The sequence below is a fragment of the Pedobacter sp. Bi27 genome (genome assembly GCF_918698255.1).
Taxonomy (GTDB): domain Bacteria; phylum Bacteroidota; class Bacteroidia; order Sphingobacteriales; family Sphingobacteriaceae; genus Pedobacter.
Genome location: NZ_CAKKMW010000002.1, coordinates 38,857 through 63,487 on the forward strand (window position 1 = coordinate 38,857; position 24,631 = coordinate 63,487).

Annotated in this window: 24 protein-coding genes; 7 read left to right on the plus strand and 17 right to left on the minus strand. The window is 38.2% G+C overall.

Features of this window, described 5'->3' with window-relative positions; translation table 11 throughout:
- Positions 1–27: 27 nt before the first annotated feature.
- A complete protein-coding gene (locus tag LQ227_RS05505; RefSeq protein ID WP_131032057.1) occupies positions 28–573 on the minus strand; it encodes a DUF1599 domain-containing protein in 546 nt (181 codons plus the stop codon).
- 99 nt (positions 574–672) lie between these two features.
- Between LQ227_RS05505 and folP the strand changes: the two genes are divergently transcribed.
- Together folP and cdaA are read left to right on the plus strand one after the other, a co-directional pair.
- A complete protein-coding gene (gene folP, locus LQ227_RS05510; RefSeq protein ID WP_230148612.1) occupies positions 673–1,524 on the plus strand; it encodes a dihydropteroate synthase in 852 nt (283 codons plus the stop codon).
- A 113-nt stretch (positions 1,525–1,637) separates the two neighbouring features.
- A complete protein-coding gene (cdaA, locus tag LQ227_RS05515) occupies positions 1,638–2,429 on the plus strand; it encodes a diadenylate cyclase CdaA (protein WP_230145952.1) in 792 nt (263 codons plus the stop codon).
- Between the two features lie 312 nt (positions 2,430–2,741).
- On the opposite strand, the gene LQ227_RS05520 is transcribed toward cdaA, so the two are convergent.
- The 10 genes from LQ227_RS05520 to LQ227_RS05560 form a co-directional block, all read right to left on the minus strand.
- On the minus strand, positions 2,742–3,152 hold the full coding sequence (locus LQ227_RS05520) for a BrxA/BrxB family bacilliredoxin (RefSeq protein WP_029275606.1): 411 nt from the start codon (positions 3,150–3,152) through the stop codon (positions 2,742–2,744).
- 101 nt (positions 3,153–3,253) lie between these two features.
- Entirely contained in the window at positions 3,254–3,742 is a 489-nt protein-coding gene (locus LQ227_RS05525) for a CCC motif membrane protein (protein WP_230145951.1), read from the minus strand.
- A gap of 8 nt (positions 3,743–3,750) precedes the next feature.
- Positions 3,751–4,071, minus strand: a complete 321-nt coding sequence (locus tag LQ227_RS25620; RefSeq protein WP_371824738.1) for a DUF2752 domain-containing protein — start codon at positions 4,069–4,071, stop codon at positions 3,751–3,753.
- The gene (locus tag LQ227_RS05530) at positions 4,052–4,486 is read right to left on the minus strand and encodes a YkvA family protein (protein ID WP_230145949.1); all 435 of its coding nucleotides are present in this window, start codon (positions 4,484–4,486) and stop codon (positions 4,052–4,054) included. Before LQ227_RS05530 ends, LQ227_RS25620 begins: the two co-directional genes overlap by 20 nt.
- A gap of 18 nt (positions 4,487–4,504) precedes the next feature.
- Positions 4,505–5,389 (minus strand): YARHG domain-containing protein, encoded by an 885-nt coding sequence (locus tag LQ227_RS05535; protein WP_230148614.1) that lies wholly within the window; start codon positions 5,387–5,389, stop codon positions 4,505–4,507.
- A 20-nt stretch (positions 5,390–5,409) separates the two neighbouring features.
- On the minus strand, positions 5,410–6,036 hold the full coding sequence (locus tag LQ227_RS05540) for a DUF2306 domain-containing protein (RefSeq protein ID WP_230145947.1): 627 nt from the start codon (positions 6,034–6,036) through the stop codon (positions 5,410–5,412).
- A gap of 171 nt (positions 6,037–6,207) precedes the next feature.
- Entirely contained in the window at positions 6,208–7,725 is a 1,518-nt protein-coding gene (locus LQ227_RS05545; RefSeq protein WP_230145946.1) for a GH3 auxin-responsive promoter family protein, read from the minus strand.
- Positions 7,726–7,883: 158 nt separating this feature from the next.
- Positions 7,884–8,624 carry an LPS export ABC transporter ATP-binding protein gene (gene lptB, locus LQ227_RS05550; RefSeq protein ID WP_057931148.1) on the minus strand — a complete coding sequence of 247 codons (741 nt, stop codon included), beginning with the start codon at positions 8,622–8,624 and terminating at the stop codon, positions 7,884–7,886.
- A gap of 89 nt (positions 8,625–8,713) precedes the next feature.
- Positions 8,714–10,414: a single-stranded-DNA-specific exonuclease RecJ gene (gene recJ / locus LQ227_RS05555; protein ID WP_230145945.1), complete on the minus strand. Its 1,701-nt coding sequence runs from the start codon at positions 10,412–10,414 to the stop codon at positions 8,714–8,716.
- Positions 10,415–10,516: 102 nt separating this feature from the next.
- Complete coding sequence (locus tag LQ227_RS05560; protein WP_230148616.1) at positions 10,517–11,842, minus strand: sulfatase-like hydrolase/transferase; 1,326 nt, start codon at positions 11,840–11,842, stop codon at positions 10,517–10,519.
- A 112-nt stretch (positions 11,843–11,954) separates the two neighbouring features.
- Here LQ227_RS05560 and LQ227_RS05565 point away from each other — a divergent pair, with 112 nt between their 5' ends.
- Positions 11,955–12,722, plus strand: a complete 768-nt coding sequence (locus LQ227_RS05565) for an MBL fold metallo-hydrolase (protein WP_230145943.1) — start codon at positions 11,955–11,957, stop codon at positions 12,720–12,722.
- A 617-nt stretch (positions 12,723–13,339) separates the two neighbouring features.
- Here LQ227_RS05565 and LQ227_RS05570 read toward each other — a convergent pair.
- Both LQ227_RS05570 and LQ227_RS05575 read right to left on the minus strand, forming a co-directional pair.
- Positions 13,340–13,927 carry a YceI family protein gene (locus tag LQ227_RS05570; protein WP_230145942.1) on the minus strand — a complete coding sequence of 196 codons (588 nt, stop codon included), beginning with the start codon at positions 13,925–13,927 and terminating at the stop codon, positions 13,340–13,342.
- 149 nt (positions 13,928–14,076) lie between these two features.
- Positions 14,077–15,048 carry a serine hydrolase gene (locus LQ227_RS05575; protein ID WP_230148618.1) on the minus strand — a complete coding sequence of 324 codons (972 nt, stop codon included), beginning with the start codon at positions 15,046–15,048 and terminating at the stop codon, positions 14,077–14,079.
- A 293-nt stretch (positions 15,049–15,341) separates the two neighbouring features.
- Between LQ227_RS05575 and LQ227_RS05580 the strand changes: the two genes are divergently transcribed.
- Positions 15,342–15,479, plus strand: a complete 138-nt coding sequence (locus tag LQ227_RS05580; protein ID WP_230145939.1) for a hypothetical protein — start codon at positions 15,342–15,344, stop codon at positions 15,477–15,479.
- Positions 15,457–15,657 carry a hypothetical protein gene (locus LQ227_RS05585; protein ID WP_230148620.1) on the plus strand — a complete coding sequence of 67 codons (201 nt, stop codon included), beginning with the start codon at positions 15,457–15,459 and terminating at the stop codon, positions 15,655–15,657. The genes LQ227_RS05580 and LQ227_RS05585 overlap by 23 nt, the downstream gene beginning before the upstream one ends.
- A gap of 554 nt (positions 15,658–16,211) precedes the next feature.
- Here the strand turns inward: LQ227_RS05585 and gcvP are convergent.
- The gene (gene gcvP, locus LQ227_RS05590) at positions 16,212–19,088 is read right to left on the minus strand and encodes an aminomethyl-transferring glycine dehydrogenase (RefSeq protein ID WP_230148622.1); all 2,877 of its coding nucleotides are present in this window, start codon (positions 19,086–19,088) and stop codon (positions 16,212–16,214) included.
- 342 nt (positions 19,089–19,430) lie between these two features.
- Between gcvP and LQ227_RS05595 the strand changes: the two genes are divergently transcribed.
- Positions 19,431–20,279, plus strand: coding sequence for a hypothetical protein (locus tag LQ227_RS05595; protein WP_230148624.1), 849 nt, complete (start codon positions 19,431–19,433; stop codon positions 20,277–20,279).
- Between the two features lie 236 nt (positions 20,280–20,515).
- Here the strand turns inward: LQ227_RS05595 and LQ227_RS05600 are convergent, their stop codons facing one another.
- The 3 genes from LQ227_RS05600 to LQ227_RS05610 all read right to left on the minus strand — a co-directional run bounded on the left by LQ227_RS05600 (position 20,516) and on the right by LQ227_RS05610 (position 22,906).
- The gene (locus LQ227_RS05600) at positions 20,516–21,079 is read right to left on the minus strand and encodes a hypothetical protein (protein WP_230148626.1); all 564 of its coding nucleotides are present in this window, start codon (positions 21,077–21,079) and stop codon (positions 20,516–20,518) included.
- Positions 21,080–21,195: 116 nt separating this feature from the next.
- The gene (locus LQ227_RS05605) at positions 21,196–22,092 is read right to left on the minus strand and encodes a DMT family transporter (RefSeq protein WP_230148628.1); all 897 of its coding nucleotides are present in this window, start codon (positions 22,090–22,092) and stop codon (positions 21,196–21,198) included.
- Positions 22,093–22,189: 97 nt separating this feature from the next.
- Positions 22,190–22,906, minus strand: coding sequence for a pyridoxine 5'-phosphate synthase (locus tag LQ227_RS05610; RefSeq protein ID WP_230145929.1), 717 nt, complete (start codon positions 22,904–22,906; stop codon positions 22,190–22,192).
- 83 nt (positions 22,907–22,989) lie between these two features.
- Between LQ227_RS05610 and LQ227_RS05615 the strand changes: the two genes are divergently transcribed.
- Positions 22,990–24,630: a glycosyltransferase family 39 protein gene (locus LQ227_RS05615; protein WP_230148630.1), complete on the plus strand. Its 1,641-nt coding sequence runs from the start codon at positions 22,990–22,992 to the stop codon at positions 24,628–24,630.
- Position 24,631 lies beyond the last annotated feature (1 nt).

Below are 24,631 nucleotides of genomic sequence, written 5' to 3' on the forward strand. Positions count from 1 at the left end.
TCTATTTTTTTAAAGGCTATACGCTATTTATTTAACGCCGAGTTTGATCAGTGCAAAAACCGAATAGTTCAACATATCCTGATAATTTGCATTAACACCCTCCGAAGCCAGGGTTTGCCCTTCGTTGTCTTCTATCTGTTTTACCCTAAAAATTTTCATCAAAATCAGATCGGTTAACGAGCTAATGCGCATATCGCGCCAAGCCTCACCATAATCGTGGTTTTTGGCAAACATTAAATCTTTGGTTTCCGTTACCTTTTCTTCAAACCGTTTTTCAACTTCGGCATAAGGCATTTCATTCGGGTCGCTTTCAGTCAGTTCGAGCTGCATCATGGCGATAATACAATAGTTTACAATCCCGATGTATTCAGATATAACACCCTCTCCTACCTTACTTACTTTTTTTTCTTCGAGGGTACGGATGCGTTGTGCTTTGATAAAAATCTGATCGGTTATCGAACTTGGTCTTAAAATCCGCCATGCAGTGCCATAATCTTTAGTCTTTTTTAAAAATAATGATCTGCAAACCGCAATCACTTCATCAAATTCGGTAGAGGTATTTGTTTGTGCCAAAGCCAATAATTATTTAGTTTTTAGTGTATTTTTGTCGTGAAAAAACAAAAGCTAAAGATACATTTTTAAAGCGAAACCCAAATCCCGAAAGGGTTTATTATGGCAGAAAAAAACTTTTTTGAGCCCAAGCAAAGCTTAAACATTAAAGGTAAGCTTATCGATTTAAGCCGCCCAAAAGTGATGGGCATTTTAAATATTACACCCGATTCTTTTTATAGCAATAGCCGCACAAAATCGATAGACGAAGCTTTAACCAAAGCAGCCCAGTTCCTTAATGAAGGTGCTACATTTATTGATATCGGCGGATACTCATCAAGGCCTGGCGCTAAAGATATTTCTACCAGTGAAGAGGTTGACCGTTTGGTGCCCGTAGTAGAAAGTTTAGTAAAAACATTTCCCGAGGCGATTATTTCCATTGATACGTTTAGGGCGAAAGTAGCAGCGGAAACGATTTCTGCCGGCGCGCATATCATTAATGATATTGCCGCTGGAGATATGGACGAACAGATGTTCGAAACAGTGGCTAAACTACAGATACCTTATATGATGATGCACATGAAGGGTACTCCTCAAAATATGCAGCAAAACCCTGTTTACGACAATGTGTTATTGGAAGTAATTGATTACCTGGCGAAAAAAGTTGCAGCTCTTAAGGCACTGCATGTTCACGACATAATTATTGACCCTGGTTTTGGCTTTGGAAAAACAATCGGACATAATTATGAGCTGCTTAATCAATTGGAAGCTTTTAAAATTTTTAAACTTCCCATTTTAGTGGGCTTCTCACGTAAAGGAATGATTTATAAAACACTTGGCACTTCGGCAGCGCAGGCCCTGAACGGAACCTCGGTACTCAATACCATTGCGCTACAAAAAGGAGTGGGCATTTTAAGGGTACATGATGTTAGGGAAGCGGCGGAGTGTGTGCGCTTAGTAGAGATGTTGGGTTAAGCGTTTAGTGTTGAGCGTTATCAATTCATCTGATCGAATTCATTCTATAAATAACCAGTTTAAACAGTTAACCCATCTTGTAAACTGAAAACCATTTTGCTATCTTGCCACAAATGAAAGGTTTTGATTTTGATTTCCTTAAAGTATCGCCAACTGATATCGTTGATATCATTTTAGTAGCCTTATTAATTTACTACGTTTATACGCTCATCCGCAATACCCTGGCTGTCAACCTACTTGTTGGGATGTTTATTATTACAGTTTTTTACTGGATAGTAAAGGCTTTGCATATGGAATTGTTAACTGCTATCATAGAGAAATTTATGAGTGTGGGGATTATTGCATTGATTGTAATTTTTCACCCAGAGATCAGGCGTTTTCTCTTACTCATCGGAAAAAATGCTTTTTTACAAAAGAATAAAGCCTGGTGGGGATATTTATTTGGCAGAAAAGAAATTGAAAGGAATAATTTAACCCGAATAAAACCAATAATTGATGCCTGTAAAAGCATGAAAAAAACCCGAACAGGTGCGTTAATGGTATTTGTTAAGTTTTACGACGAGCAATTTTTTGCCAATAGCTGTGAACTTGTTGACGCCAAAATATCGAAGCGTTTGCTGGAAAGTATCTTTCAGAAAAACAGTCCGCTGCATGATGGTGCTGTAGTTATTTCTGAAAACAAAATCAAAAGTGCGAGTTGTATTTTGCCTTTAACCGATAACGATCAGTTGCCTTCACAGTTTGGATTAAGACACCGTGCGGGTATTGGCGTTTCTGAAACGACCGATGCCGTTGCAGTAATTATATCAGAAGAAACCGGGGAAATATCATATGCCAAACAAGGTAGGGTAAGAATGAATGTTTCGTTTGGGGAGTTGGAGAAATTGCTGAATAAGGATTTTTAAGGCACCGATTAAGGTGATTTTTAGTGATTACACAGATAAGAGCATTGTCATTCTGAACGCAGTGAAGAATCTCTGGCTTATGAAAACTGAACTTTCAATCAACGGAACAAACATGTACAAGAGAGATCCTTCGACTACGCTCAGGATGACATAACGATGAATACTCCGTGTTTCTGTGCTTCCGTGGCAAAAATAAAACACTTAGTTTAGCAACTTCACAAACGCAAAATGGTGAATGTTCCCATTCACCATCTCGTTATCATTTAAATCACTTTCTTATCGGTCTAATCCAATAATCTGTGTAATCAATTTTTAGCAGTATTGTTCAAAAGCACCGATCAGGTTATCAGCGATCATTTGTGCCGGACGGCCTTCGATCTGGTGACGTTCGATCATGTGAACCAATTTACCATCTTTAAATAACGCCATTGCCGGAGAAGATGGAGGGAAAGGCATCATGTAATTTCTAGCCTGATCTACCGCTTCTTTTTCCATTCCTGCAAAAACAGTAACCAATTTATCAGGGTGTTTTTCGTGTGCTGCTGCTGCTCTGGCGGCCGGACGTGCATTTGCTGCTGCGCAACCGCAAACCGAATTTACTACTACCAACACAGTTCCTTCGCCTTTAATCGCTTGATCTACGTCTTCTGCGTTTTTTAATTCTTGAAAGCCTACGTTAGTTAATTCCTTACGCATTGGCTCTACTAAATATTCTGGATACATTATCTTAGTTTTTTATTTACAATTTCAATGCTACAAAAATAAGAAAATCGAATGGTATGCACCATTCGATTTATATTTTTAAGGTAAAATTAAAATGGCCCTTATTCTAAACCTTTTAAGATTTCTTGCATTTTATGTGGATCACTTAACATCCCCATGCCAAATATCACAATAATGGCAACATAATAAAGCAATGATAAAATATTAAGAACCAAACCTATAATTGCGCAAATTCTTCCAGCATTTAAATTTTTAAATGAACTTAAACTATAAATAGCAGGGTTAACTGCGTACAAAGCCTTATCTTTTTTACTTAAAACCAATGCAATGATTGCCGGAATCAGTCCCAGAATACCATAACAGCAGCAAAATGCAATGGAAAGAATTCCTAATACAAGTACAATTGTTGAGTTTGGTAAACTTTGTTGACCAAAACCTCCTCCAAACTGTCCAAATGGTGGCGGTTGCTGAAATGGTGGTGGGGTTACCGGACCATTGCCTAACGATTCAAATGGTGCAGGTTCTGGGTTTTTATCTTTTGAAAGATCAATCGGTTTATTTTCTTGAGGGGTTTCCTGTTCTTCTGACATAGTTATATTTAGATCAATTGGTGAGTGTATATTTTGTAAATGTAATTGATTAAAATAATTACTGCAACACTTGCAAAAACGATTTTGATCAGCTGTGCCCCAAACTTAAAATCCACCTTAAGATGAACAATGGTAAATATTATGACAAAAATGAGTGGAATTGTTGCGGGATAAAACTTAAATGATGCGATTAAATCGCCCCTAAATAAAGCCAAAACCGAACGCTGAAAGCCACAGCCTGGACAATCGAATCCAAAATGGGCTCTAAACGGACAAGTAAAAAGATGCTCGCCTATCCAATCGAGAAAACTATGTTGCGGTTGAGCCATCTATATCGCCAATAAATTTGATCTGTGCATCTTTCCATATTTGGTACTTCTCCAGATCTTTAAGCACTTGCCTATACACCAGGTTTAAGATATAAATATCATCAACAAAACCTAAAACCGGCACAAAATCAGGGATTACGTCTATTGGAGACAAAAAGTAAACCAAGCCACCCAAAATAGCAATGATAGATCTTTTCGGAATTTCAGTATAATCGCCGTTCACATAATCTTTAGATACGGCAAACAACAACACCAATTTCGACCAAACACCTTCCAGATCACCTTTATTGGTTACTGCCTTTCCCAATGCATCTTTAATCGTATTGCTGGCTTTGGTCTTATCACTTAAGATCACCGAAGCTTTGCTTTGCGATTTTTTAAAGAAACCCAGTATTTTCTCCCTATTCAATTTCATAGTTAACTGTATTACAAATTAACGGCCAAAAGCATCATAATTGTCTTCGGCATATTTAGTAAAGCGATCCAATAGTTTAATATTTTTGTTCTCGATAGCCGTTAAATCGTTATCAACATTGTTTTTAACAGGAACATACCATTCTACAGGATCGAAAAAATTTCTGAAAGTCTGTTTTTTAAAGGCATAACCATGTCTGGCAAAAATGGTGTTTTTGATAATCTGCAGATCAAGCTTTCTCAAATTCTTTACATCTTCTTCTTTAAGTGCAGTAGTTGAAGCATTTAATTTAAAAATCTGTTCGGATGCGCTTCTGTAAAAAGTATTGGCCCCTAACGAATCTATACTTCCATCTTCAAGGGTATCTAAACTTTCCACCATTTTATGATCGGTCCAATCTACATATTCCATTTCGGCTGGTAACATACGGCTGGCATTATATTCAAATGCTTTTTTTAACAACTTAAATTCTTTTCCTGGCCATTTCAGTTCTTTTTTATAAGCGTTCCATTTACCAATCAAGGTGTCGCCAACGAGGGTAATTTCAAATTTCCCATCGTATTTATCAGTACCAGGTTCATCCAGAACGAAGGTAATTTTACCACCATCTTCTGATATTTTACCCAATAGTGGGCGGCTATTGCCAGAAACCACGCTTTGTGCAATCACGGTATCTTTAGTTATTTTTTTTATGTTGATATTCAGTTTTTTGACAGCATCAGACATATCTCCTTCGTATTCCAACTCATCTGTTGTATAAAAATCGCCAACCCAAAAACCATAAAGTTCCTTATGAATTTCCTGCTGTGCAATGCCTGTTGCTTTTTCTTTCGGCGTTTTTTTGGTGTCTCTGCATGATAGCATCAAAAAGGGAATCAGAGCGAATAATAAGATTTTTTTCATCGATAGTATATATTTTAAGGTCAAATAAATTTCTTTTTGATCAGCCATTCGGCGATTAACAAATTCGGTATCCAGCCTAACCAGGCGATAATCTGGTAAACATCCATTGGTGCCGGATGAAATAAATATACTAAAATAACTTTCCATAGTCTTAAAGTTATCGCAGAGGTTGCCAAAGCAAAACTACGGTACATAAACTTTTTATGGGCTATTATTTTTCTTTTTAAAATAAACAGAATCGCTTTTAAGGTAAACCAGAACCACAAACTGCCTAAAATAATAAATGAGGTTTTTGCTATTAATCCCCCATTTGCAAACCAGCCGATAAAAATACCAGACGGCGCCGCAAGTAACAATACGAAGCCTGCATACAAGTAGCCCAACCATTTATGTATTTTAGGATATTTAGCTAAAATTTTAGGATTGAACTGCGTAAAACCAGCCAGTAGTACAAATATGGCACTGTAGACGTGGATGTAAAATATTGGAAGATAAGCTTTGATACCTGAAACTTCAGTCTGTTTAATCTGCAGAAAAGACACTTCACTATTCAGTGGGATATACCGTAAAGTAATCTGTACCATTAACACAAAGAAATAGGCGAAAAACAATAGCCAGGCCACACGTTTATAGCTGAAGCCTTTCATCTATTTTGTTAAACAGTAATAACTCATGATCCTAAGCGTAAAAAAGATGAGGATATTTTTCATTATTGAGCAGCGTTATCAAATATACTAAAGTCACATTGAGCTTATTGATTGCCTTTAGAAGGTCTTCGACAGGCTCAGACTGACATGCGTAAATGAGATTTATTAAATTTAAGAAGATTTCATCATCTCCAAAATATCATCAACATATTTTCGCTCATTGGCTAAACGCGGCACTTTATGCTGTCCACCCAGTTTATCTTTTGCCTTTAACCAATTATAGAAAGTATTTTCGGGGGCATTATGCACTTTGGGACGGGCTAAAGCCATATCCTTAAAACGTTTAGCATCGTAATCGGAATTCACCGCACGTAATGTATTGTCCATAATATCTACAAACTTTTCAAAATCGTTAGGTTGTTTATCGAATTCTATGATCCACTCGTGCCCACCAGCTTTTTCATCTTTAAAATAAATTGGTCCGGCGGTATAATCTTTAATTTCGGCACCGGTTTCCTGGCAAGCTTTGGTTAAGGCCTGTTCTGCATTGTCGATAATCACTTCTTCGCCAAAGGCATTAATGAAATGTTTGGTACGTCCGGTAATTTTAATGCGGTAAGGAGAAAGTGAGGTAAATTGAATGGTATCGCCGATCATATAACGCCATAAGCCACCATTTGTAGAAATTACGATGGCGTAATTTTTATGCAGTTCTACTTCACCCAACATCAATGCTTTAGGGTTTTCTTCACAGATATTCTCCATTGGCACAAACTCATAAAAAATACCATAATCCAACATCAGCAACATTTCTTCTGAGTTATCCTGATCCTGAATACCGAAAAATCCTTCTGACGCATTATAAGTTTCCAGATAATACATTTCGTCGGATGGGATAAGCTGTTTAAACTGTTCGCGATACGGGGCAAAGTTTACCGCACCATGGATATACAATTCAAGGTTTGGCCAAACTTCCAGTAAATTCTGCTTCCCGGTAAGTTCGAGTACCTTTTTGGCCAGTACGATGGTCCAGGTGGGTACGCCTGAAATGCTGGTTACATTTTCGTTGATGGTGGCTTCTGCCATTCTATCCATCTTAATTTCGTAATTATCCATCAATGCGATAGACATATCTGGCGTACGGTAATATTCGGCCCAGATTGGCAGGTTTTTGATCAGCACGGCAGATAAATCGCCATAAAAACAATCTTCATTTAACTGATTAACCTGATGGCTTCCTCCTAAAACCAAACCTTTCCCGGTAAACATCTGGTTATCCGGACGGTTATTGCAATAGATAGAGAGCATATCCTTTCCGCCCTTAAAGTGGCATTCTTCTAACGATTCTTGGGACACTGGGATAAACTTACTCCTATCACTTGTGGTACCCGATGATTTTGCAAACCACTTGATATCTGATGGCCAGAGAATATTTTGTTCTCCATTAAGCATGCGCTCAATATAAGGTTTTAAGGTATCGTAGTTTTGGATCGGAACACGTTCCTGATATTGTTGTGGAGTTAAGATTGATTTATAATCGTACAGTTTGCCCCATTCGGTATTTTCGGCACTATCAATCAAGTTATGGAACCACTCTTCCTGAACATCGTACGGATATTTCATAAAAAGCTCGATCTGGTGGATCCGCTTTTTCATTAACCAGGTAAAAATTGAATTTACAAGTGCCATATTAAAAAATAAACAGCTGATTTTTACCACAGATGTTGACAGATAAACACAGATCCTGTTGTTTTTGTTGCAACAATAATCCGTTCTTTTTACCTGAAATAATTTTAGCTGTGTTTATCATTTTCATTCCCGAAATCCGGAATAAGAATTGGTTAATATTAAACATCAAATTTCTTACGTTTCAGCACAAAGTTCGATCCAAGATAAACTTTTCTAACCATCTCGTTCTCAGCCAACACCTCTGGAACACCCTGTTCTAAAATTTTACCTTCAAAAAGCAGATATGCCCTATCGGTAATCGACAGTGTTTCCTGCACATTGTGATCGGTAATTAAAATGCCTATGTTTTTATGTTTCAGTTTAGCAACAATACTTTGGATTTCTTCTACCGCAATTGGGTCTACCCCTGCAAAAGGTTCATCCAATAAGATAAAATTAGGGTTAGCAGCTAAGGCACGTGCAATTTCGGTACGGCGGCGTTCACCTCCTGACAATAAATCGCCACGGTTTTTACGTACTTTGTGTAAACTGAACTCATTTATTAATTCTTCGAGTTTATCACGCTGTTCTTCCTTGGTCAATTTGCTCATTTCCAAAATGGCCAGGATATTATCTTCTACGGTAAGTTTTCTAAAAACAGATGCTTCCTGAGCTAAATAACCGATTCCTTTTTGCGCCCTGCGGTACATCGGATCTTCGGTAATATCTTCTTCTTCCAAGAAGATACGGCCTTCGTTTGGTTTAATTAAACCAACAATCATGTAAAAGGAAGTTGTTTTTCCGGCACCGTTCGGGCCTAATAGACCAACAATTTCCCCTTGACTTACATTAAAAGAAACATTGTTTACAACAGTACGCTGTTTATATTTTTTAACCAGATTTTCGGCTCTTAATATCATATATTGATTGCTCCGTCATCCTGAATTTAGTTCAGGATCTTTATAATTAGATGCTGAAACAAGTTCAGCATGACGAATTTATTTTATAGTTAATTAACTTTTATTCCTTTAATATTTAATTGCAAACGTTTCTTATCACGCCACACGTTTTCCTCTAACGTATAACAAACCGAAAACGGTACCTTTGGTTGTAAAAGATTTTGAAATTCTGCCAATCCAAATGCAATGCCTTCAAAAATAGGCGAATTTTGTTGTTTTATGTTAATTTTTAAATGATTTGCGCCAACAGCCATGGCTTGCTGTGCAAGATATACATTATGGGTAACAAATATAGGCGCCATATTTTCTGGCCCAAAGGGGCCCATCTGCGATAAAACACGATAGAATTTACCATCTATCTGCGCCAGCTCGATTTCGGCATCAATCCTGATCATCGGCGTAAGCAACTCCTCGGTAATACTGGCCGATACAATTTCTTCAAACTTATCGGCAAAGGCATCTACATTATGCTGTTGCATGGTTAAACCTGCAGCAAATTTATGCCCGCCATATTGATCCAATAAATCGGCACAACCGCTTAAAGCTTCGTACAGATCGAACCCAATTACCGATCGGCAGGAACCTGCCACATGTCCGTTAGATTTCGTTAACACAATTGTTGGGCGATAATATTTTTCAGTTAAACGTGAAGCAACAATTCCGATTACCCCTTTATGCCAGTTTTCGTTAAATACAACGGTTGTTTTTTTGTTGATCAGGATATCGCTTTCGCCAATTAAAGCCAAAGCTTCGCGGGTAATGTCCTGATCGTAGGTTTTACGCTCCGTGTTTTTAAGGTTAATCAGTTCACTCTGTTCTAACGCGTTTCCATCTACCTGGCAAAGCAACATGGCAACTGCATGTTTAGCATGGTCTATCCTTCCAGCGGCATTAATCCGTGGACCTAAGGTAAAAACCACATCGGTAATGCTATAGTTTTCGGTTTTGCCCGAAACTTCCATCAGGGCACGTAAACCTTCACATGGATTGGAGTTTAACTTTTTTAAGCCGTAATAAGCTAAAATCCTATTTTCGCCAACCACAGGAACAATATCGGCAGCTATGCTCACCATTACCAAATCTAAATATTGCAGATAAGTTTCTTTAGGAAGCTGATGTTTTTGCGCATATGCCTGTGCAAGTTTAAAGCCTATACCGCAACCGGCCAGTTCTTTAAAAGGGTACGCACAATCAGCACGTTTAGGATCTAAAACTGCAATAGCCTGAGGAAGTTCATCCCCAGGTAAATGGTGATCGCAGATAATGAAATCGACACCTAAAGTGTTGGCGTAATCAATTTTATCGATAGATTTTATTCCACAATCTAAGGCAATAATTAAAGAGAACCCATTTTCATTGGCATAATCAATCCCTGCGGTAGAAATGCCGTAACCTTCTAAATAGCGATCGGGAATATAATATTCGATGTTTTTAGTGAGCTGCGAAAAGAAACTGAAAGCCAGTGCAACCGAAGTTGTACCGTCTACATCATAATCGCCATAAATCAGTATTTTTTCATGGGTGGCCAATGCCGTTTCAATGCGGGCGATAGCAACATCCATATCCTTCATTAAAAAAGGATCATGAAGATGGTCAAGATCTGGCCTGAAGAAATCTTTGGCCTGATCGAAATCACAAATATTCCTTTGTACGAGTATTTGTGCAAGTGAGCGATCTATATTAAGTTGTTCTGCTATTTTTGTTATCGCAGCATCATTGCAATCTGATGCCAGTACCCATCTTTTTTCCATTTATTCTGTCTCCGAACAGTAAATATACATTTTAATTGGATATGATGGAGGCACTATCTAATGGGTTGACGAACAAAACCTTTAAAAACAAAAAGTTAAATTTTACTTGGAATTTCCGGGATAGGCCTCGTAAAGCTCCATCAAATGCGCTTTCCGATCGGCATATTTTGCATCATCAATTAAATTCACCCGTTCTGCCGGATCCCACGATAAATTGTAAAGTTCGATAAGTTCTTTATTGTCTTTTTTGGTAATCCTCAACTTCCAATCGCCATCTTTTACGCCTTCTAAAACATAATTGTGGTAATAAATCGGGCGGTGAGGTTTAGTGTTGTTTTTACTGGTTAGCAAGGCTGAAATAGATTCCCCGTCATACACTTTTTGAGGTAATTTACTTTTAGTCCATTCGGCCAGTGTAGGAAAAACATCCAGATTTGAAATGGGCTTGGTTAACTGAGAATTGTTAAGGGTATGGCCTTTCCAGTACACAATAAATGGAACACGGTGACCGCCTTCGTAAGAGATCCCTTTCGAACCCCTAAAAATTCCTGCGGAGCCAACATGGTAAAATTTGGTATAACCATCCTCATACATGCGCTGTGGTGCATTTATCCACGGACCATTATCGCTGGTGAAGATAAAAATGGTATTGTCTGCCTGTCCGGAAGCGACCACCTGTTTCCAGATTGCAGCTAAACCGGCGTCCATATCTTCGATCACATCGCCAAGTTCACCACCGGCAGAAGGTGTTTTTCTACTTTTTTGTGCCGCAAAAGCAACAGGCAAATGTGGCATATTTTGCGCCAGATAAAGAAAAAATGGTTTCTTAGCTGTAACACTTTGTTTAATGAATTTGATCGATTCGCGGGTGTAAGAACTCGTTAAAATGCTATCCTGCGGTTTATAGATTTCTGGTTTGGTATTTCTAAATATCTTGATCGTTGTATCGGTTTTAACATAAGGTGCTCTATAGTCGTGGCTGTATAAAAGGCCATAAAACTCATCAAAACCCTTTTTATTTGGTAACGAAACACCATGATCGCCCAAATGCCATTTGCCCACTAACGCGGTAGCATAACCTGATTGTTTAAGCATCTGTGCAATGGTAATTTCATCTTCAGGTATGCCACGTTTATCGCCCGGACCAATCGGCCATGGTAAATCCATCCTGCTACAGTATCTTCCGGTGAGCAACGATGCCCTCGACGGTGTACAGGTTGGTGAGGTGGTAACGAAATTGGTTGCTTTTACTCCTTTCGCAGCCATTCCATCCAAAAATGGTGTTTTGATCAGCGGACTTCCATAACATGAAATGTCAGCATAGCCCATATCATCAGCCAATACAATAATTACGTTTGGTTTTTGCTGTGCTTTTAACTGTATCGAAAAACTACAAGCCAGCAGAAAAATTAAGATTCGGAGATTCATGCCTGAAATTTAAGCATCATATTTTACAAAAAAAGGAAGTATCCAAGCTTTTACCAAAACAAATACTCAAATTTAGATTGTTACCTTTGTAGAAACATTAAAGATCTACATTTTGCAAGTTCACACCCTATTCGAAGGCACCTATTCTGTTGATGCAACAAAGAAATTTGTTCCTTTCGACCCCGCCATACATCATTTTAAAGACAGACCCGCATCGCTATTCATTAATGTTCAGCCTTTTTTGGTTGAGCTGAAAAACGACCTTGTACTTTTTGATACGGGTTTAGGATTTAGTGATGACCATGGCGAGCTTATTTTGCACAAAAACATCCGTAATGCTGGTTTCGACCCTACTGACGTAACTAAGGTGTTAATGTCGCACTTACACTACGACCATTCTGGAGGCATGATCCACAAACAGAGCAATGATAGAGTTGAACTGAGTTTCCCTGATGCTGAATATGTAATTAACCGTGGCGAGTGGGAAACGGCATTTAGCAGCACTTCATCTTCTTACCACACCGATATTTTCGATTTTGTACAACGCAATGCACAATTAAAATTTGTAGAGGGCGATGGCGCATTGGATGAAACCATTGCATTCGAATTTACAGGTGCACACTGTCCAAACCACCAGGTTTTCCTTTTAACAGAAGGGAAGCAAAAGATATTTTTTGGTGGCGATGTACTGCCTGAACCTGAAGAACTGGTTAAAAACTTTATTGCCAAATACGATTTTGATGGCCGTAAGGCAATGGAATTACGCAAGGAGTTTGGTAAAAGAGCAGCTGAAGAAAACTGGGAGTGTTTGTTCTATCATGGCAAAAGCACAGCAACTGGTTTTGTTGATGCTGTTGAAGGCGGATTTAGGATTAGATAAGCCCACGCGTTTTTTACCGCAAAGGACACAAAGAAGAAACGCAAAGCACGCAGAGTTCCTTTTTTTACCACAGAGGTCACAAAGAAAGGCACAAAGTGCACAGAGCTGGGTGCTTATAGCTATAGAATCTTTGTGTAAACTCAATCCACTCGTGGTAAAAACTTAGTCCCCCTTCACGTCAAGCTTAGCGCTCTTTGCGATTAAACAAAAATATCATCTTTTTTACCACAAAAGCCACGGAGAAAGACACAAAGTACACAGAGATGGGTACTTATAGCTACATAATCTCCGTATTCCTCTGTGTAAAACTCCGTGCACTCGGTGGTAAAAACTTCGTGCCCCCTTCGCGTCAAACTTAGCACTATTTGCGGTTAAACAAAATAGAGTCTTTTTTACCACAAAGGCCGCGGAGAAAGGCACAAAGTACACAGAGTTGGGTGCATACTTAGAATTCTGAATAGCTCAGTGTTCCTCTGTGTTAAACTCAGTGTACTCGGTGGTAAAACCTTAGCACTCTTTATTTTCCGTGCCTTCTGTGTTTCCGTGGCTAAAAATATAATCCACAAAAAAAAGCCCAGACTAATGCCTGAGCTTTAATTTTTCCGAGACGGAAATAATTATTTTTTAGCTACCAATTTAACAGCTAATTCAAAGTTATCATCAATTGCTTTGTCGCCAATGCTATCGAAGAATGATTTAGAACCGTATTTGATGTCATATTTAGTTCTATCAACAACGATTTTACCTGCTAAAGCCGAAGCTGTACCATCTGCATTAACCGTTACAGTTGCAGGGAAGCTTAATGGTTTAGTAATACCTTTGATGGTTAAATTACCTGATACCGTTACGTTTGCTCCTGAACCAGCAACTTTAGTAATTACGAAAGTTGAAGTTGGGAATTTAGCTGTACCGAAAAAATCGTCTGCTTTTAAGTGACCTTCTAATTTAGCACTTCCATCAGCATCTTTAATTGAAGCCATATCAATTACAAATGTACCACCAGTTACATTTTTACCGTTAACGGCTAAGGTACCTGATTGTAAAGCTACAGTTCCGTTGTGAGAACCTGTTACTTTTTTACCAACCCAAGTAATGGTTGATTTTGCTGCATCTACAGTATAAGTTACTGGTTTAGTAGGGTTTTTAAAAGCTGACAATGCTACAACTGCCACTAATAAAAAAATTGAGCTAATTTTTAATTTCATTTTCTGGTTTTTTATAATTTGATACAAATATAGATTAACTCCCGATCTCTTGTTATTGACCTATGTTAACTTTTTCAAAAATAATCGGATTTATTTAAAATCATTCTATTGACTACAGAATTATAGCAATGGTTTAATCTGTTTTTTTTTTATTCTTTATGTACCCCCAAAGCTAAAAATGCGATATCTCTGGTAACTTGCGTTGGAGAATTACAATCGCAATTACTTAATCCAATTGCTAAAATATCTTCTTTAGGAAAGTAAACACTCATGGTTTTAAATCCAAAAATACTCCCACCATGCTCCCTTACTGCAATTCCGTTAATTTCTTTTAAATGCCAGCCATAACCGTAGTCAATATTATCGCCATTAATTAATTTATATTTTTTAAAGGCTTTATTAAGAACAGCAGCATTGAGAATTAAATTTTGGTTTAGCGCATTTTGCCATTTTAGCATATCATCAACTGTAGACATTAGTGAACCCGCAGAAAAAGGAATATTAAAACTGATATTCTTTTTATTTTGGTATCCGAACTCTTTTTTTTGATAACCATAAGCCCGGTGCTTTATAATGGCAATATCGCTGGCATAGCGCGAACTACTCATACCTGCTTTTTCAAATATATTTTTGGTGATGAAATTTTCGTAAGAAAGTCCGGAAACCAGCTCAATAACATAACCTAGAATTACATATCCAGCATTATTATATTCAAATTTCTCTCCTGGTTTAGAGGTTCTTGGTTCATTCTTAAAGAAATCGACCACTTGTTTTGGAGTCAAATCCTGATGAGCAATTTGTGGGAGCGATTTCATCTTTGTAAAATCAGCTATACCAGAAGTATGTGTTAACAAATGATGAATGGTAATTTCATCACCAAAAGGGTAGTCTGGAATATATTTAGCAATAGGATCCGCTGTATTTAATTTCCCCTGTGCTTCTAAAAGTAAAATTGCTACAGCTGTAAATTGCTTGGTTAAAGAACCTAGCTGAAATACATTTTCAGGTGTCATATCAAAATTAAGTTCCAAATTGGCCTTTCCAAAGGCTTTCCGATAAATTGGCACCCCGCCTTTTGCTATCATAAAAACACCCCCCGGCCCATTTTTATCTTTAAACAAATTATTGAGCAAACTGTCTATTTTAGGTTCTGGATTTTGCGCAAGCACCGAAGTAGCTGCCAGGACGAATATTACTGTGAGTTTAAAAAAGATCTTCATTGTATATTTTGTTTAGGTTCTTAGACGCAGGGATTTCTTTTGTGGTTACACTGCATAAGCCTATACAAAACGATTATTTACCCCGGATTAAAAGCTATTGCGAGATCAGCTTAACAAATGATTGAGCAATTTAAATTGCTACTAAATAATTAATACTTATATTATTAATTACCTTACGCTAATTAATTTATACCATGGCAAAGAAAAATTTACCCGATAATTTAAAAAATGGCATTGAATCACTTTCGGGCATTTCGATGGATGGAGTGGCGGTACATTTGAATTCGGATACCTGCACAATTAAACGCTTTGTCCTATGCGAATGGTACTAATGTTCATTTAGCTGCTAATGAAGAAGCGCATTTACCGCATGAGGCATGGCATGTGGTACAGCAAAAACAAGGTAGAGTTAAACCAACAACACAATTAAATTCCGATATAACAATTAACGACGATCCTGGTTTAGAAAAAGAAGCCGATGAAATTGGATCAAAAGCAGCTGGTCTTTAAATTATAAATAAGGCACCCGCTTTTTATATTACTGCGTTTGGCTTTTATATTAATGCATCCGCTTTTTACAATAACGCACCCGCGATTTATATTAGCCCACCCGTGATTTATATTAACTTACCCGCGATTTATATTATTGCACCCACTAAGTTAAATACCACTCGCTCTGAATTGGTTTCCCACCCAGTACCCTCCTTTATAAACCTGACAGTAGCGAAAATCCTTTTTGTTTTTCCTCCGTCTTTAAAGATTGTCGCGTCGTTTCTCCTCGCAATGACGATAACAAGAGCAGAAACCACAAAAAGATTGAAGCGAATGGCAGGACTGCCGCTTCCGATGGAAAAGTGACATTCGTTTTCAAAAAAAATCTGCAAGCCTTATAAAATGAATTTATAAAACTTGCAGATGAATATGTTCGTGAGGACACGAACCTAGGCGTTTGATAATTTATCTAAATAGATTGCTTCGTCGCACTTCCTCGCAATGACGATCGGGAGTAATTAAGGGATGGAAAGGAAAACCTTAAACCCTCTACCTTCACGCCCTCTACCTTACTAAGGAACGATCTCTTCTAAATAACTCTCAATCGGCGGACAAGCACAGATTAATGCCCTATCACCATGGCTATCGTTAACACGACCAACTGATGGCCAAAACTTGCGTTCTAACACATAAGGAAGTGGAAACGCAGCTGTTTGACGGCTATAAGCATGATCCCACTCGTTAGCAGTAATTACCGAAACCGTATGAGGCGCATTTTTTAATGGGTTATCAACTTTATCTAAAGTGCCGTTTTCTACAGCGGTAATTTCGTTTTTAATTGCGATTAAGGCATCACAGAAACGGTCTAACTCATGTTTAGGCTCCGATTCAGTTGGCTCAACCATTAAAGTTCCTGCAACCGGGAAAGAAACTGTTGGTGCGTGGAAACCATAATCCATTAAACGTTTTGCAATATCGGTCACTTCGATTCCGAAAGCTTTGAACGAACGGCAATCTAAAATCATCTCGTGTGCACAACGGCCCTGAGCGCCTGAATAAAGTACAGGGTAGTGTTGCTCTAAACGCGCTTTCATATAGTTTGCGTTTAAAATAGCATATTTGGTAGCGTTGGTTAATCCTTTAGCTCCCATCATGGCAATATAAGCATGTGAGATAATCAGGATCGAAGCCGAACCCCATGGTGCAGATGAAACAGCCGAAATAGATTTTCCTTTATCAATATCAACCACGGCATGACCTGGAAGATAAGGAACCAGGTGTTTCGCCACACCAATTGGGCCCATACCAGGACCGCCACCACCGTGAGGAATACAGAAAGTTTTGTGTAAGTTTAAGTGACAAACATCGGCACCGATATTGGCCGGACTTGTTAAACCAACCTGTGCGTTCATGTTTGCACCATCCATATATACCTGTCCGCCATTAGCGTGAATGGTTTCGCAGATTTCAATAATGCTTTCTTCGAACACACCGTGAGTAGATGGATAAGTTACCATCAAACACGATAGGTTGTCTTTGTGTAATTCTGCTTTTGCTTTTAAATCTTCAACATCGATGTTACCGTTTTCTAAAGATTTTACTACAACAATTTTCATATCGGCCATTGCAGCAGAAGCAGGGTTTGTTCCGTGTGCCGAAGCAGGAATTAACGCTACGTTACGGTGGAAATCGCCTCTATCGTGGTGATAAGCGCGGATAACCATTAAACCTGCATATTCGCCCTGAGCACCAGCGTTTGGCTGTAAACTCATTGCGGCAAAACCGGTAATTTCACTTAACCATTTATCCAGTTCATTAAAAACCGAATAGTAACCCAATACCTGATCGGCAGGTGCAAACGGGTGGATACGGCCAAAGTGAGACCAGGTAACCGGAATCATCTCGGCCGTAGCGTTTAATTTCATGGTACAGCTACCCAGAGCAATCATCGAGTGGCAAAGCGATAAATCTTTTGCTTCTAATGATTTGATATAACGCAACATTTCATGTTCTGAATGGTGTGCATTAAAGATTGGGTGTGTTAAATAAGCTGAAGTACGTTGTAATGAAGCAGGGATAACCGTTTCTACATTTTCTACCACTTCAACCTGATCGGCTGCAATAGCTTTAACTTTAGCAAAGATTTTAGCAATTAAAGCTACATCTTCGAAAGTGCTGGTCTCGTCGAACGAAATAGTTACAACGTTACCAACATAATTTAAGTTGATTTCGTTATCGATACATCCTGAATGGATACCGCCCTTTAAATCGCCTAAATCGAAACGGATGGTATCGAAATAAGCAGAATTTAACTGCTCAAAGCCTAAGCCTTTTAAAGTAGATGCTAAGCTGATGGCCAAACCGTGTGTACGTTCTGCAATAGCTTTTAATCCTTTCGGACCGTGGTAAGCGGCATAAAAACCAGCCATAATAGCCAATAGCGCCTGTGCGGTACAGATGTTTGATGTTGCTTTATCTCTACGGATGTGCTGCTCGCGGGTTTGCAAAGCCATACGTAAAGCATAATCGCCATGGCTATCAATGGTTACACCGATAATACGACCAGGGATGTTACGTTTATATTCTTCTTTAGTTGCAAAAAATGCAGCGTGTGGTCCACCAAAACCCATTGGTACACCTAAACGTTGTGTAGTACCTACCACTACATCAGCTCCCCACTCGCCTGGAGGCGTTAATAAGGTTAAGCTTAAAATATCCGCAACTACCGTTAATTTAATATTTTGATTGTGCAATGCCGATGCAAAGTCTTTGTAGTCGAAAACTTCACCGTTTCCAGCAGGATACTGAACAATTGCACCGAAGAAATCTTCAGCAGCTACGAAATCTAAATGACTTCCGATCACAAGTTCAATACCGTAAGGATTAGCACGTGTTTTTAAAATATCGATCGTTTGAGGGAAAAGCAATTCCGAAACGAAGAACTTTTTAGCCGCCTGATTTTTACGCAAGCTATATTGCATAAACATCGCTTCAGCAGCAGCAGTACCTTCATCCAATAAAGATGCATTGGCAATCTCCATTCCGGTTAAATCGATAACCATCGTTTGGAAATTTAACAAAGCTTGCAAACGGCCTTGTGCAATTTCTGCCTGATATGGTGTATATTGTGTGTACCATCCTGGGTTTTCGAATACGTTACGTAAAATTACACCCGGGGTAATGGTATCATAATAACCCTGTCCGATAAAGCTTTTGAAAACTTTATTCAACAATGAAGTTTGTTTTAAAGCACCAAGATATTCAGTTTCTGATTTTGCTGCAGGCAAGTTTAAAGGCTGTTTTAACCTAATTGCCGTCGGAACAGTTTGTTCAATCAGCTCATCAATAGAATTTACGCCAACAGCTTGCAACATTTCGGCTGTATCTGCCTCATTTGGTGCAATATGACGATTTTGAAAATCTTCCTTGTAATGGATATTTAAGCTCATGCGGTATGAATAATAAATTTGCGTGCAAAGGTAGCAAAAACGAAGCTGTATTTTGCTATATATCAATGTAAAAAAGGAGTATTATTTGCGGTTAAAAGCGACAAAATAGGTAGATTTTATGCGCAAACAAGAAGACAAACGTTTGTTCATTTTTATTTGATTAACCCATTATTAGGAAAGCGATGGCTGTTCCGAAATTTAAGTTTATCGCCATGGTTAACTTCAATCTTTTTGCATCCTGTTGAGCCGAACCAATAAGCAGCTGCAACGTAAAATATCAGCTACCAAAGAAAAGAAAAAAAGCATTTTCGTAAATTTGAAACCACTTACCTGTGTTCTTTTATGTCAACTTGCAAAAATAACGTCGCACTTTTAGTTCATGCCTGCGATAGTTATGAATTTCTATATAAAGGTTTTGATTACGGTTTCTCAGAAAACTGGGATTTTAAAATCCCTTGCAATTATTATTTCGCTACAGAAGTAAAAAACGCTGATGTAAATGGCTTCACAAACATCAAATCGGGCAAAGGCGAATGGGCCGATCGCCTGGCAACGTTGTTAGGTAATATAGACGAAGAATATGTGCTCTATTTCCAGGAAGATATGTGGTTAAGCAAACCCGTAAATCCTAAGTTCTTTACAGCGCTGTTCGAACAGGCAATTGAAAACGATTGGCAACAGGTTAAACTCCATAGTTCTGGTGTTTACAACACTAAAGAAACTACTAATTTTATTGAGGGATTTAATATTGCGGAGATCGATAATGAGGCATCAGATTATTTAATGTCGCACCAGATTACCCTTTGGAAAAAAGATTTTCTGCTTGCCCAACTCTATAAAAAAGAACATCCATGGAGGAATGAACGCAAAGGTACCAAGAGATTGAAAAAATTAAACCCGCTTATTCTTCATGCCGATTACTTTGCAGAAAACGGCGCGGGGGAAAACAATAAAAATAAAAATCCCTCAGAACGAAGCGAGTACTATGCCGTTTCATTTAACAGCACCTTAAATCACAATGCCGTTCGGTTTATCGAGGTATTAAGGTCGGGTAGTCAACCTCAAAAAGACTATGCCAAAGAGCTGCAAAAGCATTACGACAACAATTTAACCCATAACGGTAAGGAAAGGCCTAAAAAAGAAGATTTTTTTAAGAAGCTAAAAACCTATCTACGGAAAAAGATTTCGTAATTAATTTTTGCATATCATATAGGTTTGAAAAGCAATGGCTGTGCTAAAATTCAAGCTTGTTCCCGCCATTCGCTGCAATCTTTTTGCTACTCTCTTGTCATACTGAAGGTTGCTGCAAACAAAAAGGATTTTCGCTGCTGTCGGGTTTAAAAACAATTGAACTGCAAGAAACAGAGATTGCAGGGCGCAATAGGTGTTACACTTTATCTTTGGTCTTTCAGCTTTAGTCTTTCAACCTATTTCTGCACCTTCCAGCCTTCATCTTTACTCAATTTTAATTTATAAGTTTTGGTAATGAAGTTGCTGTTTTTATTCGCGTCCTTATCAAAAGGTTCGAAATCTGTTGTTGTCATTTTAAGTGATACGGTAACCTTTGCCGTATTTGAGTTTACCTGTGCAAAATCGACTGGTTTTTCGTCTGATAAAACATATTCTACAACTTTTACAGTAGCCTTATCACCATCCTGTTTCAACACCAACGGACTTGCCTTATCGGTTAAAGTGATCTGATAAACGTAACTGCTATCTTTCGATAAGAATTTTTTCTTTGCTTCCTTTAAGCTTAATGAAACCAGACCTTTACTTGCTAAGGATTTATATTTCCCAAGTTCGAACATATCGTTTGTGCTGTTGAATTTGATCTCCCCAAAATTAAACTTGGCGGTTTTATATTCGGGATTGGCTTTTAAATAATCGGTTATTACCTCAGCAGCCTCATCTTGATTGATGGTGGTTTTGGTTTTACATGCGGCTAATCCGACGATGATAAAGGATAAAATATAAATAGTAAGTTTTTTCATGTGTATATGCGTTATGCTTTTTAAAGATATTTATTTTTTTTTGTAAGTCGGAGGTCAGGAGTCCGAAAGTCTGAAGATTATTCATCACAAACTTTAACCTTACGCCCTCAACCTTTCTACCCTCTACCTTTTTTTAGATATTTTAAATTTGGCAAAACCATCGCCGATAAAATTACCACAACGCCAAGCCATCTTAAAAACGATACCTGCTCTTGTAACACAAAACCCGCCATCATTACGGCAACGGGCAATTCTGCAGCACTTAATATCGAACTAAGGGCAGTCCCGATCCTGGGCACACCTTCTGCATAAAATAACGGCGGAATAACCGTACCGAAAACTGAGATAATCAACCCCCATTTCAATAAACTACCATTTAAAGCACCATTAAATAAGAATGTTGGCGGAAAAATAATGAAGATCAATATACAGGCACCGGTAATCATCAAGGCACTTTTTTGCAATGGAGCGTATTCATTTCCAATCCGGCCACTCAATAGCAAAAAGCCTGCATAAGAAATTGCAGCCAACAAACCGAAACCAATCCCTTTTAAATCCATGCTCTTGATACTTGTTTCTGCCATTCCACTGGCCAAAACAGTTCCAGCTAAGACCAATAGGATTGTCAGGAGCTGTAAGCCTGTGGGCTTCTTTTTAAAGATGAGGTATTCCATTAAAATACTCATCCAGATAAACTGCATTAACAAAATGATGGCTACCGAATTTGGTACAAGTTTTACGCATTGATAATAAAACACGCTCACTAATCCAGTACATGTTCCTGCCAGCACCATTTTCCACCGAGGGGTTTTAATGATAATTGTTTTAGCTTTATAACCAGCTGTTCTGCTTTGGAAGAAAAAAAACACCCATAAAATTACGGCACCGAAGAAAGCCTGAGCCCCTGTAACATCACCCAGCGTATAACCTTCGTGATAAGCCAGTTTAACAAAAGTAGAGAGGATACCAAAACTGCAGGCACCAAAAAAGACAAGGAGGATTCCTTTTAACATATTTACATTATCTAACCACAGAGAAAAAGAGTTTTTCACCGAGTACGCAGAGGCTCTGTTTCTCTGTGCACTTCTTAGTGTACTTTGTGGTTAAAAACTAAGCCAATTGTTGCAAATATTTCTGAATGGTAGTTTCCAAACCTAAATAAAGCGCATCACTAATGAGCGCATGACCTATTGAAACTTCTAATAAACCTGGGATGCTCTGTGCAAAATAATGTAGGTTGTGTAAGTCGAGATCATGGCCGGCGTTAATTCCCAGGCCTAATTTGTTGGCATGATGTGCCGCAGCAATATAACTTATAATGGCTTTTTCGCGATCGGCAAAATAATTATGCGCATAAGCCTCGGTATATAATTCAATCCGGTCTGTTCCGGTTTCTACCGCTCCTTCAACCATCTCTACCACCGGATCTACAAAAATAGAAACGCGGATGCCTTCCTTTTGGAAAACAGCAACCATTTCTTTCAGGTAGTCTTTATGTTTAACCGTATCCCAACCGTGGTTTGAAGTAATCTGACCTTCAGCATCAGGAACCAAAGTAACCTGAGCAGGTTTGTTGGCCAAAACCAGATCAACAAATTTATCTTCTCTGCAATTCCCTTCAATATTAAATTCTGTCGCAATAACAGCCTTTAAATCGTAAACATCCTGGTAACGGATATGGCGTTCATCAGGCCTTGGATGCACGGTAATTCCCTGTGCACCGAAACGTTCGCAATCTAATGCAACCTTAACCAGATCAGGATTATTACCTCCGCGACTGTTGCGAAGTGTAGCAATTTTATTGATATTAACCGATAACTTTGTCATGAAGCAAAGATAAGGCTTTGCCTTTGTTAATCTTAAACCTTAAAAAAATTTGACTTTTTTTTGCTCATATTTGCTTCTTGTAAATGAACTTAAAAGATACAACACTATATAAATTCCTGATCGTTTTACTTGCAATTGCGAGTATACCAGCACTTTTTGGCGGCGTAATGGAGCCCGATGGCGCATTGTACGCTTCCATGTCTAAAAACATCATCCTGTTTAAAGATTGGTTTAACCTTTATGGCCGTGGGGCCGACTGGCTGGACAAACCCCACCTCACTTTTTGGATTTCCGCAGCATCCTTTAAAATTTTCGGAATCTCATCCTTCGCCTATAAATTACCATCATTTCTGTTCGGTTTACTGGGCGCGTGGTATTTATACAAATTAGCCAAAGATATATACGATGAAAAAACCGCATTGATCAGTGCGGTAATTTTTCTAAGTGCCTTGCATATCATAACTTCTACATTTGATGTTAGGGCTGAAATTTATATTACCACCTTTACATTAGCATCTATTTACCATTATTATAAAGCACATCAAAATTCTTTCTGGCACATTGTAGCAGGTTCATTTTTTGCGGCCTGCGCGATATTGATCAAAGGAATTTTTGTATTGATTCCTGTGTTTGCCGGTTTTATTATCTACTGGTTGCTTACAAAACAGTCCCGTCAGCTTTTAAAACCAAAATGGTATATCGCCATTCTTTTGATTTTTATTTTTATTACCCCCGAGCTGTATTCGCTTTACACGCAATTCGATCTGCATCCCGAAAAAATTGTTTTTGAAAGGACTGGTGTTTCGGGCTTGAAATTTTTCTTTTGGGACAGTCAGTTCGGGCGTTTCTTTAACAACGGCCCAATTAAAGGCAAAGGGGATATTTCCTTTTTTCTACATACTACCCTTTGGGCATTTTTACCATGGTCTGTATTATTTTATACGGCCGTAGTAAATCTGTTTAAAAGAAAAAATAGAATCGCTTTAGCGCCCGAAAGCCTTATGATCTGGGCAAGTGCAGCGGTTACTTTTTTGATCTTTTCGCTTTCTAAATTTCAGTTACCGCATTATATCCTGATCATCTTTCCTCAGTTTTCGATCATAACAGCCTTGTACTTAAGGAAGCTTGGCGGCAAAGGTTTAAAAACCTTCTTCATTATACAGAACATCATTTTCATTTTGGTTATTGCCTTACTTTCTGCCTTAGCCTTTTTCTTTGGATTTGAAAGCCCATATTTAATTATCGGCATCCTGATTGTTGTTCTCGCCATCTCTTTCTTACTATTTAGAGGCATTTTATTGGAAACCATCATTGCCAGAAGTGCATTTTTATCTGTTGGTTTAATGATATTTCTCTTCATTTTTTTCTACCCTGCCCTTTTAAAATATCAATCGGGTATGCAGGCAGGTAATTGGTTAAAGCAAAATTATCCTACTGCTAAACCTGCAGTATTAAATTATATAGATGCATTTTCTTTTGATTTTTATGCCCCTGGCGAAGTAAAATATTTCCATAATTATACCGATCTCGACAAATCAAAGAACCTAAAAGACTTGGTTATATACATTCCGGAACAGGAATTGGCAAAACTAAAAAGCGAATATCATGCTGAAATTCTAAAATCGTTTGAATATTTTCATACCACCAAACTGACGGGTAAATTTTTAAACGCGAAAACACGCCCTCAGGTTTTAGAACGATTCTATTTGGTTAAAATACATTAAC